The sequence below is a fragment of the Sphingomonas rhamnosi genome (assembly GCF_036663615.1).
Taxonomy (GTDB): domain Bacteria; phylum Pseudomonadota; class Alphaproteobacteria; order Sphingomonadales; family Sphingomonadaceae; genus Sphingomonas.
Window position 1 is genome coordinate 292,786 of record NZ_JAXOJJ010000001.1, and the last position, 14,332, is coordinate 307,117.

The window sequence follows — 14,332 nt, forward strand, 5'->3', positions numbered from 1 at the left end:
GATGACGATCGCGACGTGTCGCATCCCCGGTTCCACCGACGCCCCGCCTGGAGTACACCCTCCCGCGAACAGCGAGGCCCGCCATGTCCGAAGACTTCTACCGCATCAAACGCCTGCCGCCCTACATCATCGCCGAAGTCAACGCGATGCGGGCGGCGGCGCGTGCCGGTGGTGAGGACATCATCGATCTCGGCATGGGCAACCCCGACCTGCCGCCGCCCGCGCACGTCATCGCGAAACTGGTCGAGGTCGCGCAGAAACCCGACGCGCACGGTTATTCGCAGTCGAAGGGCATTCCGGGCCTGCGCAAGGCCCAGGCCAACTATTACGGCCGTCGCTTCGGCGTCGACATCGACCCCGAGACCGAGGTCGTCGTGACGATGGGGTCGAAGGAGGGGCTCGCCAGCCTCGCCACCGCGATCACCGCGCCCGGCGACGTCGTGCTCGCGCCCAACCCGTCCTATCCGATCCACACCTTCGGCTTCATTATCGCCGGCGCGACGATCCGCGCGGTGCCTACGGCCCCCGACGAGGCCTATTTCCAGAGCCTCGAGCGCGCGATGGCGTTCACCGTGCCGCGCCCGTCGATCCTGGTCGTCAACTATCCGTCCAACCCGACGGCCGAGGCGGTCGATCTCGCCTTCTACGAACGGCTCGTCGCCTGGGCGAAGGACAACAAGGTCTGGATCATCTCCGACCTCGCTTATTCCGAGCTCTATTATGACGGCAACCCGACGCCCTCGATCCTCCAGGTGCCCGGCGCCAAGGACGTCGCGATCGAATTCACCTCGCTCAGCAAGACCTATTCGATGGCCGGCTGGCGGATCGGCTTCGCGGTCGGCAACACGACGCTGATCGCGGCGATGAGCCGGGTGAAGTCGTATCTCGATTACGGCGCCTTCACCCCGATCCAGGCCGCCGCCTGCGCCGCGCTCAACGGCCCGCAGGACATCGTCGAGAAGAACCGCGAACTCTATCACAAGCGCCGCGACGTGCTCGTCGACAGTTTCGGCCGCGCCGGCTGGGATATCCCCAGTCCCCGCGCGAGCATGTTCGCCTGGGCGCCGCTGCCCCCCGCGCTCGCGCATCTCGGCAGCCTCGAATTCTCCAAGCAGCTGCTGCAACACGCCAAGGTCGCGGTCGCACCGGGCGTAGGCTACGGCGAGAATGGCGAAGGCTATGTCCGCATCGCGATGGTCGAGAACGAACAGCGCCTCCGCCAGGCCGCGCGCAACGTGAAGCGCTATCTGGTCAGCATGGGCGTCAACATCCCCGCGCAGGGCGCCGGCTGAACCGCAGCCGGTCCCTCCCCGCGTGATCCCGCCCCCTCCGTCATCCTGACGAACGTCAGGATCCAGAGCCCCAAGCGCCCCGCGTGCAACCCTGGATCCTGACGTTCGTCAGGATGACCGCGCGTGGGTGGGGCCGGCTGGTACCCCCGTACCGGCGCCTTAAAATATTTTCATATGCTCACTCTTCGCTTGCACATTGCGAACCCCGCAGAAGTCCACGCGTCGCGTGCGACGGGTCGGTGGAACCGGCTCCGCTGACCCGGCCGACGCCGCGCAACCCGCTTGCGTCGTCTTCCGCTTTGGCACAATCTCTTGGGGTTACGTCAGAGGGCGGACGCAATCACTGGTAGAACAGGTCACGCATAGCCATATGCAGATCGGGAACCCGCAGCCGGCTCATCCGCCGCGCGATCTCATTTTGTTCTCCTTTTGCGCGCGCTCGGGTGTAGCATGGGGGTACGCTCCCGATTCGAACGGACCGAGAACATAGGGATGCGGTTTCGATGGATTTCAGAGATAGCAGCCGGGATAGCGACATGACCACGGACACCCTCGACGCAGCAGCGACCACGCCAGCAGCCTCCGCCCAGCCGGCGCCTCAGCCCCAGGCGCAGGACAGCCATTCGGTGCGCGCGCAGCCCTATCCGGTCGAGGTCGACCACAGCCGCGACGCGCTCCTCACCGATTTCGGCAAGGAGACGCTCAAGGACCGCTATCTGCTGCCCGGCGAGAGCTATCAGGACCTGTTCGTTCGCGTCGCCTCGGCCTATGCCGACGACGCCGGCCACGCCCAGCGCCTGTACGACGCGATCTCCAAACTGTGGTTCATGCCCGCCACCCCCGTTCTCTCGAACGGCGGCACCGGCCGCGGCCTGCCGATCAGCTGCTATCTGAACTCGGTGCCCGACAGCCTCAACGGCATCGTCGACACCTGGAACGAGAATGTCTGGCTCGCCTCGCGCGGCGGCGGCATCGGCACCTATTGGGGCAATGTCCGCGGCATCGGCGAGCCGGTCGGCCTCAACGGCAAGACCAGCGGCATCATCCCCTTCGTCCGCGTGATGGATTCGCTGACCCTCGCGATCTCGCAAGGGTCGCTGCGCCGCGGCTCGGCGGCGGTCTATCTCGACGTCAGCCACCCTGAGATCGAGGAGTTCCTCGAGATCCGCAAGCCGAGCGGCGATTTCAACCGCAAGGCGCTGAACCTGCACCACGGCGTGCTGATCACCGACGACTTCATGGAAGCCGTCCGCGCCGGCGCCGAATGGCATCTGCGCAGCCCCAAGGACCAGGCGATCCGCGCCACCGTCGATGCGCGCTCGCTGTTCCAGAAGCTGGTCGAGACCCGCCTGCAGACCGGCGAACCCTACATCATCTTCGCCGATCACGTGAACAAGGCGATGCCCAAGCATCACCGCGAACTCGGCCTCAAGGTCTCGACCTCGAACCTCTGCTCCGAGATCACGCTGCCGACCGGCAAGGACCATCTCGGCAATGATCGCACCGCTGTCTGCTGCCTGTCGTCGCTCAACCTGGAAACCTGGGACCAGTGGCACGGCGAGAAGGGCCTGATCGAGGACATCATGCGGTTCCTCGACAACGTCCTGCAGGATTACATCGACCGCCACGAACCCGGCATGGAACGCGCCGCCTATTCCGCCGGCCGCGAACGCTCGGTCGGGCTCGGCGTGATGGGCTATCACAGCTTCCTCCAGGCCCGCGGCATCCCGTTCGAGGGCGCGATGGCGAAGTCGTGGAACCTGCGGATGTTCAAGCACATCAACGCCGCCGCCAACGAAGCGTCGATGCAGCTCGCGATCGAGCGTGGCCCGTGCCCCGACGCCGCCGATGTCGGCGCGATGGAGCGGTTCAGCTGCAAGATGGCGATCGCCCCGACCGCGTCGATCAGCATCATCTGCGGCGGCACCAGCGCCTGCATCGAGCCGGTCCCGGCCAACATCTACACGCACAAGACGCTGTCGGGCAGCTTCTCGATTCGGAACCCGTATCTGGAAAAGCTGCTCGCCGAGAAGTCGAAGAACTCCGACGCGGTGTGGAATTCGATCCTCGAGCAGGGCGGCAGCGTCCAGCACCTCGACTTCCTCTCGACCGACGAGAAGGACTGCTACAAGACGTCGTTCGAGATCGACCAGCGCTGGCTGCTCGAACTCGCCGCCGATCGCACGCCCTATATCGACCAGGCACAGTCGCTGAACCTGTTCATCCCGGCGGACGTCGAGAAATGGGACCTGCTGATGCTCCACTTCCGCGCCTGGGAGCTCGGCATCAAGTCGCTCTACTACCTCCGCTCGAAGTCGGTGCAGCGCGCAGGCTTTGCCGGCGGGGTCGAGGCCGACAACACCATCGACCTGCGCCAGATCGAGGTCGAGTCGAAGGATTACGATGAGTGCCTTGCCTGCCAGTGAGGCGCCCGTTCCCGTGCTGACGCCAAAAACCCCGGCCCGTGGATCACGGACCGGGGCTCGGGCAGGCTCGGCGGCGCGTTCGGCACGCGCCGCGGGGGGTTTAGGCCTCTTCCTCGAACGTCACGGCGACGTCGGCATTGGCGGAGAGCCGCACCTTGCCGTCCTCGATATCCGCGACCAGGCCGAGCGAGATGTAATGATGGTGCCCTTCATGGCTGCCCTGACCCTCGACGACCTGCGCGCCGGAGTCCTTCTTGGTCAGCTTGATGCGGTTGCCTTCGATATGGTCGACGGTACCGACATGGACGCCGTCGGCGCCGATGACTTCGGCATGTTCCTGGATCTGGCTTGCATCGACCATGGGTCTTCTCCTGTGATGGTTACGGCTGCAGAACGCATGTCCCCGGAATTGGTCGCATGAGCTGGCAGGTCCTCATCATGTATGCCGTCGCCGCGGTGTTCGGTCTTGTCGGAATCGGATGCCTCATCCGTCTCGCCTCCCCCCGCGTGACCCAGGGCCAGGTCTATGCGTTCCGGATGATCGGCATCATGCTCGTCTCGGGCGCCATCGTCCTCGGCTTTTCGGCGGGCGCGATGCACCAATGGGCCGCCCCCTAGTTTCAATCCTTCCCCGCTTTCCCCCTTTCCGTACCGGAGTATCCCCGATGTCCCTCCTCCACGCCTCCAAGCAGTACAAGCCGTTCGAATACCCCTGGGCCTTCGAGTTCTGGAAGCGCCAGCAGCAGCTCCACTGGCTCCCCGAGGAAGTGCCCTTGGGCGAGGATTGCCGCGACTGGGCGCAGAAGCTGTCGGACCACGAGCGCAACCTGCTGACGCAGATCTTCCGCTTCTTCACCCAGGCCGATGTCGAGGTGCAGGACTGCTATCACGAGAAATACGGCCGCGTGTTCAAGCCGACCGAGATCAAGATGATGCTGACCGCGTTCAGCAACATGGAGACGGTGCACATCGCCGCCTACAGCCATCTGCTCGACACCATCGGCATGCCCGAGAGCGAGTATGGCGCCTTCCTCGAATATGCCGAGATGAAGGAAAAGCATGATTACATGCAGAAGTTCACCGTCGACAATGACGAGGACATCGCCCGCACGCTCGCCATGTTCGGCGGCTTCACCGAAGGCGTGCAGCTGTTCGCCAGCTTCGCGATGCTGATGAACTTCCCGCGCTTCAACAAGATGAAGGGCATGGGCCAGATCGTCACCTGGTCGATCCGCGACGAGACGCTGCACTGCGAGGGCATCATCAAGATGTTCCACACCTTCTGCGCCGAGCGCCAGTGCCTGACCAAGGCGGTCAAGGACGACATCGCCGACGTCTGCCAGACCACGATCCGCCTCGAGGACAATTTCATCGATCTCGCCTTCGAGATGGGCCCGGTCAACGGCATGACCCCCAAGGAGATCAAGAAGTACATCCGCTACATCGCCGACTGGCGGATGAACCAGCTCGGCCTGAAGCCGATCTACATGATCGACGAACACCCGCTGCCGTGGCTGGCGCCGATGCTGAACGGGGTGGAGCATGCGAACTTCTTCGAGGCGCGCGCGACGGAATATTCGAAGGCTGCGACCAAGGGTCAGTGGACGGATGTTTGGGACTCGTTCGACCAGCGGCAGAGCGCGAAGCGCGGGCCGGCGGCAAATGTGGACCTGGCCGAGGTTCGGGATATGTTTTCGGATTCGGTTGCGGCAGAGTAAGTCGCGCCGCGCGAGGAGTTAGCGCCAAGCTAACTCCCGCCACCGGCGGGGCGACCAGCCGGCGGCGCTACGAGCGCCGACCGACGGCATGGGCTTTGCCCATGCCCGCTTCAGCCGGACTAACAGGCGTTTCGACACTTCCTGAACGTGATGGAGTCGCATTCTGACCGTGCCAACGCCGGCGATCATGAAAACCAGCAAGCCCAAGTTTCCTGGCTAGCCGAACAAAGCGCTACCGAAACAAACGCATTCCCTACAGATTGAGAACATATAGGGAACAAGATATGATGGATGACTGCAACTTTGCGCTTGGATTCATATTCGCAATACGCTACAAACGACAACGGACCGGGGTGCAACCCGGTCCGTTGATCCACCAGGCCCAATCGAGGCTAAGACTAGCGGAGGTTGCGATAGAAGATGACGGTTAGGAGATAGGTCGAGGGGCCATAAGCCCTGATGTCGCACCTTTCGGCGTCACCGCCGCCCCCGAGATTCGCGTCTTGGGGGCGGCGCTCTGATAGCCATTTCGGCTTGGAGTTGTCAATATGGCCGAGCTCAAATCGGTGTCTGCGGACCCATACGACCTTGTACTGGTCGACCTTCGGGCAAAGCGTGACGAACTAGATAACGCTATTCGGACACTTGAAATTCTGCGCGACGGCCGCTTGGGAATTTTACCCGCGGCAACACTTCCAGCAGAACAGTCCAATAATTTTCAAGACGATGCGGGCGCATTCTTAGGGATGTCGATCGTTGACGCTGCCAAGGCGCTTCTAAAGATCCGCAAGCGCGCGATGTCAAATGCCGACATACTCAAAGCAATACAGGCTGGAGGAGTCGTCTTGAACGGATCTGACCCTCTTAATGTGGTTGGATCCGTTCTGACGCGCCGCTTTAATAATGTTGGCGATGTTGTTCGTGTAGATCGTGGGATTTGGGGTCTAAAAGAGTGGTACCCTGGTCGGACATTTAAATCGACGCCCAAAGGATCCACCTTACCTCCTAGCAATGACCTCCAGTCGGAGGGCGCTTTGGAATTGCAAGGCCAATCTGTTGATGAAACTGGTTTTATATTAGAAAACGATATAAGCGATTTTGATGCCCTGTAATTAAGATCCGCTAGCGGTTAAAGTTTAGAACCCCTAGCCGACCCCGTCTATTTCGCGCCCGCCTCCGTCGAAGGCGGCGCGCTCGCCTGGCCCAACGGCTTCGAACTGTCCGCCGACGCGCTGCACCAGCGGCTGGAGGCCAGCGGCGCGCTCGTCCGCGACGCAGCCTGAGCCCACCCCAGCAGCCCCAAGCGCTCCGTCACCCCGGACTTGTTCCGGGGTCCATCGTGCCGCAAACCAAAACCTCTCGCTCCTGCGACGCCATGGATGCCGGACCAAGTCCGGCATGACGGGGGTGGGTGTCGCGGCCCGCAGCATGCACACCAGCGGACAGCCTACGCCATCGGCGGATACCGCCGCCGGTTATGCAGCACCGTCAAGACGTCGATCTCGCTCTCCGACGCGATCGCATAGACGATGACATAGGGCAGCCCGACCACGGAAAACTCGCGCGTCCCGGCAACCTTGCCCGCGCGGCCCAGCAGCGGAAACTGCCCGAACATCATCGCGGTCTGCACAATCCGCCCGACCACACGTTCGGCGGCCGGTGGATTATCTTCGGCAATCCAATCGCGGATCGCCGCCAGATCGTCCCGCGCCTGTGGCGTGAAGCCGACGTTCAAGACAGGTCGCGCAGAACCTGCTCGACAGGAATCATCGCGCTGCGATCTCGGCTTTGCGCCAACCCGCGCTCGATCTTGGCCCGCTTCCACGCGTCATAGCCTCGCTCGGGCGGCCCGCCCGCATCGCCCAGCTTTTCCTGCTCGTCGACGACTGGTTTCATCACTCGGCGTTACCAGAAACCGGGCGGCGCGATAAGCCCGATCAACGTCTTCCCCCCTCCCCTTCAGGGGAGGGGCTGGGGGTGGGGCCTTTCCACAAGCGCGCCGTCCGGCGGCGAGCCCCCACCCCAACCCCTCCCCTGAAGGGGAGGGGCTTTTTGATCGGCACCCCCCAAAAACCCGCTGTCCTACAAGCTCAACCACGCGAAACTGGTGCGGCTCTTGGAACAAAGGGAGCACGAATCATGCGAGCGGACGAACTGGCAGCCGGCGAGCGCACCGGCCACATGGACACCAGCCACGGCCATGAATGGGTCTACGACCCGCCCTCGAAACAGGCGCCCCAAGTGGTCACCGAAAGCATGGAGATGGTCGCCCTCCGCCGCCGCCACAACGGCTGGACCGCGGAACGCCAGCGCATGGTCCTCAACACGCTCGCCAACACCGGCAGCATCGGCCTTGCCGCCGAAGCCGCCGACATCACCCCGCGCTCCGCCTATCGCCTGCGCAACCATCCCAAGGGGGCAGGCTTCGCACGCGCCTGGGACGCGGCGCTGATGCGCGCCGGCGGCCGGCTGATAACGGCGCGTTCGAGCGCGCCACCTCCGGCACGCCGCGCCAGATCTGGCGCGAGGGGCGGATCGTCGCCGAACAGGCGATCCCGTCGGACCGGATGCTGATGTTCCTGCTGCGCCACCTCAACCCCCCGCTGTTCGACGCCGGCGGCGACATGCGCGCGCGGGCCGATACGATCGCGGCGATGCAGGCCGATTTCGGCGGTGCGATGACCGGGCTGGTAGACACCGATGTCGACGCCGATCTGCTCGACATCGACGATTACCGCCCGCATCCCCCGTCCGAACACAAGGCCTGAAAAACACCCCCGCGGGCGTGACTTTTGTGACCTTTCAAATCGTGGACGTCACGCCCGGCCGCACCACCCGGCGCGCTTGCCGCCGCCATAGTCGCGCGCGAGCCCCTCGCCGACCAGCACCGCGCCCAGCGATTCGCCGTCCCGCTCGACGCGCCGCAGCTTCCGGCCATAGCGATCGACGTCGCGCCGGATCGGCACCAGCGTGAACGGCCCGGCGTTCAGCAGCGACTGCATCCGCAGCGTCGCCGCCTTGCCCGCCCGCGCTTCGGCGGCGCAGCGCGGCGGGTGCGTCTCGGGCGTGTCGATATCGGCGATGCGGATCTTCTCGCCGCGCATCCAGAAGGTGTCGCCGTCGACCACGCAGTCGATCCGCTTGGCGTGCCCGCACACCGTGAACCGCGCGCGGGCGGTATCGGGCGTGCGCGACACGGCCGCGCCCGCGTCGCCGGTCCGCTCGACCACCACGCCCAGCGCCAGCGCCAGTCCGCCAAGCAATAGGGTCCGGGTAAGGGTCGAAACGCGAAAGAAATCAGCCGGATGCTTCATCCCGCCGCGCTAGGCGGCGGGGGTTAGCGATCGGTATGGAATGCGACGGAACGCCCGCGGCGTGAGTCGATCCGAATCTCCCCTCCCTGGAAGGGTGGGGGTGGGTCGGCTTGGGGCGGGCGCGGTGCTCCCACGAGAGCAACCCACCCCCTGCCCCTCCCTTCCAGGAAGGGGAGGTAAGACGCCTACGCCTTGACCAACCCGATCTCGACCAGCCGCTCATGCAGATAATCATGCGCGGTGATCGGCGTCGGATAGCGGTCCGGCCGCGCCGCGCTCACCGTCCCCGGCAGCGTCTCGATCAGGAAGTCGGGCGCGGGGTGCAGGAAGAACGGCATCGAGTAGCGCGAATGGCCGCGGCGCTCGACCGGCGGGTTGACGACGCGGTGCGTGGTCGAGGGCAGCTTGTGGTTGGTCAGCCGCTGCAGCATGTCGCCGACATTGACCACCATCGCGCCCTCGGGCGGCTTGATCGCCAGCCACTCGCCGTCGCTGCCGAGCAGCTCGAGCCCGGCCTCCTCGGCGCCGAGCAGAAGCGTGATCAGGTTGATGTCCTCATGCGCCCCGGCGCGCACGCCCTCGGCATCCGCGGGGATCGGCGGATAATGGAGCAGCCGCAGCACGCTGTTGCCGTCCTTGACCGCCGGGTCGAACCAGTCGGGCGCGAGCCCCAGGTGCCGCGCGATCGCCGACAGCAGCTTGTCGCCGGCCGCATCGAACGCCGCGAACAGCTCGACGAACACCGACTTGAACCCCTCGGGCCGGTCGGGCCAGACGTTCGGCGCCATCTGCGCGGCATAGCGATGCCCGGCGGCGAGCTCGCGCCCGACATGCCAGAATTCCTTGAGGTCGACCGCGGTCGCATCCTTGGCGATCTCGGTCTTGAACGGCGTATAGCCGCGCGCGCCGCCGCCGCCGGGGACATGGTATTGCCGCTTCTCGTCCTCGGGCAGGTCGAACAGCGCTTTGGTCTCGGCCCAGGCGCGGTCGATCAGCTCGGCGGGGATGCCGTGATCGGCGATGACCGCGAAGCCATAGCGTTCGAACGACCCGCCAAACGCCGCGGCGAAGCCGTCGGGGTCGCTGTCCTGGGATGCGAGGCTGAGGGTCGGGACCTGGGCGGCGGGGGTATCGAGCATGATGATAAGGGTCCGTATTGGGGAATGCTGCATATAGGCGCGGGGCGCGGGCTTTGCCAAACACCCCGCCGAAGCGGCCGGCACGGGTTCCGCACTGCAGCATCCCCCTGTAAAGCCCCCGCATCATGACTTCCGCCCCCTCCACCGACTCGCCGACGATGCGCGGCGCGCCGATCGGCTTCGTCGAGTTCGTCGCGCTCGTCGCCTCGCTGATGTCGCTGACCGCGCTCGGCATCGATTCGATGCTCCCCGCCCTCCCCGCGATCGGCGACACGCTCGACGTCGCCAGCGCCAATGCGCGCCAGTTCGTCGTCACCGCGTTCATCATCGGGTTCGGCGTCGCGCAGCTGATCCACGGCCCGCTCGCCGACCGGTTCGGCCGCCGCACCGTGTTGCTCTGGGCACTCGCCGCCTATGTCGTCGCCAACCTCGCCTGCGCGATCGCGGGCAGCTTCACGCTGCTGCTGGTCGCGCGCGCGCTGGGCGGCGCGATGATCGCCGCCGCGCGGGTCGCGACGATCGCGCTGGTCCGCGACTGCTATCACGGCCGCGCGATGGCGCGAGTGATGTCGATCGCGTTCATGGTGTTCATGATCGTCCCGATCCTCGCGCCCAGTTTCGGCTGGGTGGTGCTGCAGTTCGGCGACTGGCGGCTGATCTTCGCGACCATCGCTGCGCTGACCACGGCGGTGCTGGTGTGGTTCTACATCCGCATGCCCGAAACGCTGGCACCCGAGAACGTCCTGCCGATCACGCCGGCGCGCATCCTGTCCGACTGGCGCGTCACGCTGACCGATCGCCAGTCGCTCGGCTATATGCTCGCCTCGACCGCGCTGATGGCGGGGCTCTACGGCTATCTCAACTCGATCCAGCAGATCATGGCCGACGTCTTCGCGAAGCCAGCGCTGCTCCCGGTGATCTTCGCAGCGAGTTCGGTGACGATGGCGGTCGCCAACCTGCTCAACTCGCGCATCGTGATGCGGCTCGGCACCCGCCTGATCAGCCACGGCGCGCTGACCGGGCTGATCCTGGTGTCGGTCCTTCACCTCGCCGCGATCCTGCTGGGGTGGGAAAACCTCGTCAGCTTCACGGCCTTCCAGGCGCTGACGCTGGGCTGCTTCGGTCTCGCCACCTCCAACTTCTCGGCGATGGCGATGGAGAATATGGGCCGCATCGCCGGCACCGCCTCCAGCGTCCAGGGGTTCGTCAGCGTCACCGCGGGCGCGGTCGCGGGTGCGATGATCGGCCAGGCGTTCGACGGCACGACGATCCCGCTCGTGCTTGGTTTCCTGATCGCCGGGCTCGCCGCGCTGGTGATGGTCGGCATCACCGAACGCGGCCGCCTGTTCCGCCCCGCGCACCCTGCGCCCCAACCCGCCTGACGGAACCGCAAGGCCATCCTCGCCGTTCGCGCTTCATACACCCGCATCCCGCGGCCAAAGGAGTGACATCATGGGCGGACATCAGGTGCCAAGCTTTGGTTCGGGCGACGACGGCTATGACGAGGAAGGCTATGACGAGAGCCAGCGCGCAGAGATCCTCGAGGTTACCGGCAACGGCCCGACCGACGGCGTGATTCTCACCAACCTCGCTCCCGATCTGGGCCTGGACGACGCCGACGGCGAGCCGATCGACGATCTCGACATGGATTCCGAAGAGGTCGGCGAAAGCGACGCGAGCGTCACGATGGACGAAGCCGACCAGGACGAGGACGATGTCCAGGACGCGCTCGACGATGGCAGCATCGACGACGACGACGACCTCGACGATACGGACGACGTCGCGCTCAAGCCCTGACCCGCGGGGCCGCGTGCCCCGCACCCAGAGGCTTTCTCAACGGGCCGTTGCCCCAACATCCTGCGCTTCCAATGTACGGAGGACGGCTTGCGTATCGTTCTCGTCGCCGGGTTTATCGGCCTCGCCGCCTGTTCGCGCGAACCGGCTCGCACCGCGGACATCAGCGCCGCGGCGGCCGACCGGGCCAAATCGAACATCGATCGGTATGCCGCCGGGCGCGCGCCCGTAACGCTGCTTAGGGCGCACATCCCGCCTCGTATCCCGACGCGCGGAGTGTGCAGTGCAGCAAAGCGACGCCGCCATGCTTCGCCTCGATTGTGCCATATTACGGCCTCTTAAGCCGCTGATCCGTCATGGTTCGTTCACCTGTGAGACAGGAACCGTGACCCTTTGGCCACAGCTTAGATTAGTTCCTGGCTTTGGTTGTTTGCGGTGCAACAATAGTGTCATTCGCCGGTTTGGAGGGTCCTGGACCTGGCGCGGTGACGCGATGGGGCCCCGAAACCGAAACCATAAAGGTCATATGACATGCGTAAGCTTTCTCTCGCCGTCGCGCTCGCCGCTGCAACCCTCGCCGTCCCCGCGTTCGCTCAGGACGTCCCGGTCGACAACGGCGCCCCGGTCGATAACAGCGCAGCCCCCGGCGAAGCAGCAGCACCCGACGGCTCGAAGGCCTTCGGGATCGAGCCGTATTTCGGCATCATGGGCGGCTGGGAGCAGTTCGACAACGAGCGTGGCCACGGCATCCCGCAGGCGCTGAACGCCGATGGTTCGACCCGTCGCGGCTACAAGCCCGCCGGTTCGCTGGTGCAGGGCGTTGCCGGCATCAACATTCCGCTGGGACCGGTGTTCGTCGGCGCCGAGGGTAACGTCGCCAAGGGCGTCGATGGCAACATCGATTGGGAATATGGCGCAGCAGGCCGTTTCGGCTTCCGTGCCGGCGACAGCGGCATCATCTACGGCAAAGTCGGCTACCAGTGGGTCAACTTCGACCATTTCTCGGCACGCTCGACCAACGGTGGCGACACCGGTCGTGATTACGGCGCAGTCACCTACGGCATCGGCGCTGAAGTCGGTCCGCAGAGCATTGGCCTGAAGGGCATCACCGGCAACGCCGGCTTCCGCATCCGCGCAGAGGTCAACACCTTCGGCGACGCGCAGAGCCTGCGCCCGATGCTCGGCATCATCACGCACTTCTAAGCGCTCGCGCGTCTGAACTGCCGAAGAGGGCGGGGTCGCAAGACCCCGCCCTTTTTTGTTGGGATCGACACGCCACAGGGCGCCGTCATACTTCGTCGCCCCAGCGAAGGCTGGGGTCTCGTGCGGCTCCTGCCCCCCATCTGCCTCATGAAATCCCAGCCTTCGCTGGGATGACGGGGGTCAATCGAACCCGGCCTCCAAAAACCGCTCAGCGACCGTGCAATGCATCGCGATCCCCTGCGCCATCACGCGCTCGTCGATCGTCATCTTGGTGTTATGCAGCGGCGGGTTGGTGCGCGGATCGCTGCCTTCGGGCGCCGCACCGATGAACGCCATCGCGCCCGGCATCTTCTGCAGCACGTACGAAAAATCCTCCGCGCCCATCATCGGCGGCATCACCGCCCAGCCCGCTGGCCCCAACAGCCGCGTTGCGCACGCCTTGACCAGATCGGTCGCGCGCGGATCGTTGACCGTGACCGGATAGCCCTCCTCGATCCGCGCCTCGCCGATCGCGCCATGCGCCGCCGCGATCCCCTCGACCATCCGCGTAAACGCGGCGCGCAGTTGCTCGCGCGTCCGCTCCGACAGCGTCCGCATCGTCCCCAGCATCTCGACATGCGACGGGATTACGTTGTGCGCGGTGCCGGCGTTCAGCTTCGTGATCGACAGCACCGCGGGATCGGTGACCGGAACCTGCCGCGCGACATAGACCTGCAACGCGGTGACGATCTCGCACGCGATCGGCAGCGGATCGAGGCAGTCGTGCGGCATCGCCGCATGCCCGCCACGCCCGGTGATCGTCGCGCGCAGCGTGTCGGTCGACGCCATCAGCGTGCCTGCGCGGCTGACCACCGTCCCCATCGGCATGTTGGGCGAGATATGTAGCGCGAACGCCGCCTCGGGCAGCGGATCGTCGAGCAGACCGTCGGCGATCATGTGCCGCGCGCCATGATGCCCCTCTTCCCCCGGCTGGAACATGAAGACCACCGTCCCCGCCAGCGTCTCGCGCCGCGCGCACAGTGCCTTCGCCGCGCCGACCAGCATCGCGGTATGCGAATCATGCCCGCAGGCGTGCATCGCGCCGTCGGTCCTGGAGGCGAATGGCAGCCCGGTCTCCTCCTGCATCGGCAACGCATCCATGTCGCCGCGCAACAGCACCGTCCGGCCATTGCCACCCGCGGCGCCGTCGCGTCCGCCGCGCAGGATCGCCACGAACCCGGTGGTCGCGCTGCCCTCGCGGAACTCCAGCGGCAGGCCCGCAAGCGCCGCCTTGATCTTGTCCGAAGTGCGGGGACAGTGGAGCCCGATCTCGGGATCCGCATGGATCGCACGTCGCAGCTCGATCGCGTCGTCGAGCGAAGCCTCGCCGATAGCGGTCCAGTCGGTTGCGGTATCGAAATCCAGGCTCATCGCGAACTCCTTTGAAATGCCGCCTAGTCCATCCAC

Annotated in this window: 16 protein-coding genes; 10 read left to right on the plus strand and 6 right to left on the minus strand. The window is 65.4% G+C overall.

All coding sequences use genetic code 11. From position 1 onward, the window contains the following. Positions 1-83: 83 nt before the first annotated feature. The gene (locus U1701_RS01445) at positions 84-1,292 is read left to right on the plus strand and encodes an LL-diaminopimelate aminotransferase (protein WP_332780750.1); all 1,209 of its coding nucleotides are present in this window, start codon (positions 84-86) and stop codon (positions 1,290-1,292) included. Positions 1,293-1,828: 536 nt separating this feature from the next. Next, a complete protein-coding gene (locus U1701_RS01450) occupies positions 1,829-3,718 on the plus strand; it encodes a ribonucleoside-diphosphate reductase subunit alpha (RefSeq protein WP_443025975.1) in 1,890 nt (629 codons plus the stop codon). Positions 3,719-3,818: 100 nt separating this feature from the next. On the opposite strand, the gene U1701_RS01455 is transcribed toward U1701_RS01450, so the two are convergent. Beyond that, entirely contained in the window at positions 3,819-4,079 is a 261-nt protein-coding gene (locus U1701_RS01455; protein ID WP_332780752.1) for a DUF2171 domain-containing protein, read from the minus strand. 56 nt (positions 4,080-4,135) lie between these two features. Between U1701_RS01455 and U1701_RS01460 the strand changes: the two genes are divergently transcribed. The 3 genes from U1701_RS01460 to U1701_RS01470 all read left to right on the plus strand — a co-directional run bounded on the left by U1701_RS01460 (position 4,136) and on the right by U1701_RS01470 (position 6,548). After that, complete coding sequence (locus tag U1701_RS01460; protein ID WP_332780753.1) at positions 4,136-4,336, plus strand: hypothetical protein; 201 nt, start codon at positions 4,136-4,138, stop codon at positions 4,334-4,336. A 47-nt stretch (positions 4,337-4,383) separates the two neighbouring features. Continuing rightward, positions 4,384-5,436 carry a ribonucleotide-diphosphate reductase subunit beta gene (locus U1701_RS01465; RefSeq protein WP_332780754.1) on the plus strand — a complete coding sequence of 351 codons (1,053 nt, stop codon included), beginning with the start codon at positions 4,384-4,386 and terminating at the stop codon, positions 5,434-5,436. Positions 5,437-5,984: 548 nt separating this feature from the next. Beyond that, a complete protein-coding gene (locus U1701_RS01470; protein WP_332780755.1) occupies positions 5,985-6,548 on the plus strand; it encodes a winged helix-turn-helix domain-containing protein in 564 nt (187 codons plus the stop codon). Positions 6,549-6,883: 335 nt separating this feature from the next. On the opposite strand, the gene U1701_RS01475 is transcribed toward U1701_RS01470, so the two are convergent. Further along, a complete protein-coding gene (locus U1701_RS01475) occupies positions 6,884-7,171 on the minus strand; it encodes a type II toxin-antitoxin system RelE/ParE family toxin (RefSeq protein ID WP_332780756.1) in 288 nt (95 codons plus the stop codon). Further along, a complete protein-coding gene (locus tag U1701_RS01480) occupies positions 7,168-7,332 on the minus strand; it encodes a hypothetical protein (RefSeq protein ID WP_332780757.1) in 165 nt (54 codons plus the stop codon). Before U1701_RS01480 ends, U1701_RS01475 begins: the two co-directional genes overlap by 4 nt. Positions 7,333-7,575: 243 nt before the next feature. Here U1701_RS01480 and U1701_RS01485 point away from each other — a divergent pair, with 243 nt between their 5' ends. Beyond that, positions 7,576-8,010, plus strand: a complete 435-nt coding sequence (locus tag U1701_RS01485) for a hypothetical protein (protein ID WP_332780758.1) — start codon at positions 7,576-7,578, stop codon at positions 8,008-8,010. Next, the gene (locus tag U1701_RS01490) at positions 8,004-8,204 is read left to right on the plus strand and encodes a hypothetical protein (protein WP_332780759.1); all 201 of its coding nucleotides are present in this window, start codon (positions 8,004-8,006) and stop codon (positions 8,202-8,204) included. The genes U1701_RS01485 and U1701_RS01490 overlap by 7 nt, the downstream gene beginning before the upstream one ends. Positions 8,205-8,252: 48 nt before the next feature. Here U1701_RS01490 and U1701_RS01495 read toward each other — a convergent pair whose 3' ends face one another. Both U1701_RS01495 and U1701_RS01500 read right to left on the minus strand, forming a co-directional pair. Continuing rightward, entirely contained in the window at positions 8,253-8,750 is a 498-nt protein-coding gene (locus U1701_RS01495) for a thermonuclease family protein (RefSeq protein WP_332780760.1), read from the minus strand. 185 nt (positions 8,751-8,935) lie between these two features. Next, positions 8,936-9,889, minus strand: coding sequence for an isopenicillin N synthase family dioxygenase (locus U1701_RS01500; RefSeq protein WP_332780761.1), 954 nt, complete (start codon positions 9,887-9,889; stop codon positions 8,936-8,938). Positions 9,890-10,014: 125 nt separating this feature from the next. On the opposite strand from U1701_RS01500, the gene U1701_RS01505 reads away from it, so the two are divergent. From U1701_RS01505 to U1701_RS01515, 3 genes are all read left to right on the plus strand, one after another. After that, positions 10,015-11,271: a multidrug effflux MFS transporter gene (locus U1701_RS01505; protein ID WP_332780762.1), complete on the plus strand. Its 1,257-nt coding sequence runs from the start codon at positions 10,015-10,017 to the stop codon at positions 11,269-11,271. A gap of 70 nt (positions 11,272-11,341) precedes the next feature. Continuing rightward, positions 11,342-11,686 carry a DNA primase gene (locus tag U1701_RS01510; RefSeq protein ID WP_332780763.1) on the plus strand — a complete coding sequence of 115 codons (345 nt, stop codon included), beginning with the start codon at positions 11,342-11,344 and terminating at the stop codon, positions 11,684-11,686. Positions 11,687-12,214: 528 nt separating this feature from the next. Further along, on the plus strand, positions 12,215-12,886 hold the full coding sequence (locus tag U1701_RS01515; protein WP_332780764.1) for an opacity protein: 672 nt from the start codon (positions 12,215-12,217) through the stop codon (positions 12,884-12,886). Positions 12,887-13,066: 180 nt separating this feature from the next. Here the strand turns inward: U1701_RS01515 and U1701_RS01520 are convergent, their stop codons facing one another. Further along, positions 13,067-14,296, minus strand: a complete 1,230-nt coding sequence (locus tag U1701_RS01520; protein ID WP_332780765.1) for a M20 metallopeptidase family protein — start codon at positions 14,294-14,296, stop codon at positions 13,067-13,069. Positions 14,297-14,332: the final 36 nt, after the last annotated feature.

What these genes read in the sequence shown, in the direction of transcription:
- U1701_RS01445 (WP_332780750.1), top strand. Translation starts at nt 84, where the DNA reads ATGTCCGAAGACTTCTACCGCATCAAACGCCTGCCGCCCTACATCATC.
- U1701_RS01450 (WP_443025975.1), top strand. Translation starts at nt 1,829, where the DNA reads ATGACCACGGACACCCTCGACGCAGCAGCGACCACGCCAGCAGCCTCC.
- U1701_RS01455 (WP_332780752.1), bottom strand. Translation starts at nt 4,079, where the DNA reads ATGGTCGATGCAAGCCAGATCCAGGAACATGCCGAAGTCATCGGCGCC.
- U1701_RS01460 (WP_332780753.1), top strand. Translation starts at nt 4,136, where the DNA reads ATGAGCTGGCAGGTCCTCATCATGTATGCCGTCGCCGCGGTGTTCGGT.
- U1701_RS01465 (WP_332780754.1), top strand. Translation starts at nt 4,384, where the DNA reads ATGTCCCTCCTCCACGCCTCCAAGCAGTACAAGCCGTTCGAATACCCC.
- U1701_RS01470 (WP_332780755.1), top strand. Translation starts at nt 5,985, where the DNA reads ATGGCCGAGCTCAAATCGGTGTCTGCGGACCCATACGACCTTGTACTG.
- U1701_RS01480 (WP_332780757.1), bottom strand. Translation starts at nt 7,332, where the DNA reads ATGAAACCAGTCGTCGACGAGCAGGAAAAGCTGGGCGATGCGGGCGGG.
- U1701_RS01485 (WP_332780758.1), top strand. Translation starts at nt 7,576, where the DNA reads ATGCGAGCGGACGAACTGGCAGCCGGCGAGCGCACCGGCCACATGGAC.
- U1701_RS01490 (WP_332780759.1), top strand. Translation starts at nt 8,004, where the DNA reads ATGCTGATGTTCCTGCTGCGCCACCTCAACCCCCCGCTGTTCGACGCC.
- U1701_RS01495 (WP_332780760.1), bottom strand. Translation starts at nt 8,750, where the DNA reads ATGAAGCATCCGGCTGATTTCTTTCGCGTTTCGACCCTTACCCGGACC.
- U1701_RS01500 (WP_332780761.1), bottom strand. Translation starts at nt 9,889, where the DNA reads ATGCTCGATACCCCCGCCGCCCAGGTCCCGACCCTCAGCCTCGCATCC.
- U1701_RS01505 (WP_332780762.1), top strand. Translation starts at nt 10,015, where the DNA reads ATGACTTCCGCCCCCTCCACCGACTCGCCGACGATGCGCGGCGCGCCG.
- U1701_RS01510 (WP_332780763.1), top strand. Translation starts at nt 11,342, where the DNA reads ATGGGCGGACATCAGGTGCCAAGCTTTGGTTCGGGCGACGACGGCTAT.
- U1701_RS01515 (WP_332780764.1), top strand. Translation starts at nt 12,215, where the DNA reads ATGCGTAAGCTTTCTCTCGCCGTCGCGCTCGCCGCTGCAACCCTCGCC.
- U1701_RS01520 (WP_332780765.1), bottom strand. Translation starts at nt 14,296, where the DNA reads ATGAGCCTGGATTTCGATACCGCAACCGACTGGACCGCTATCGGCGAG.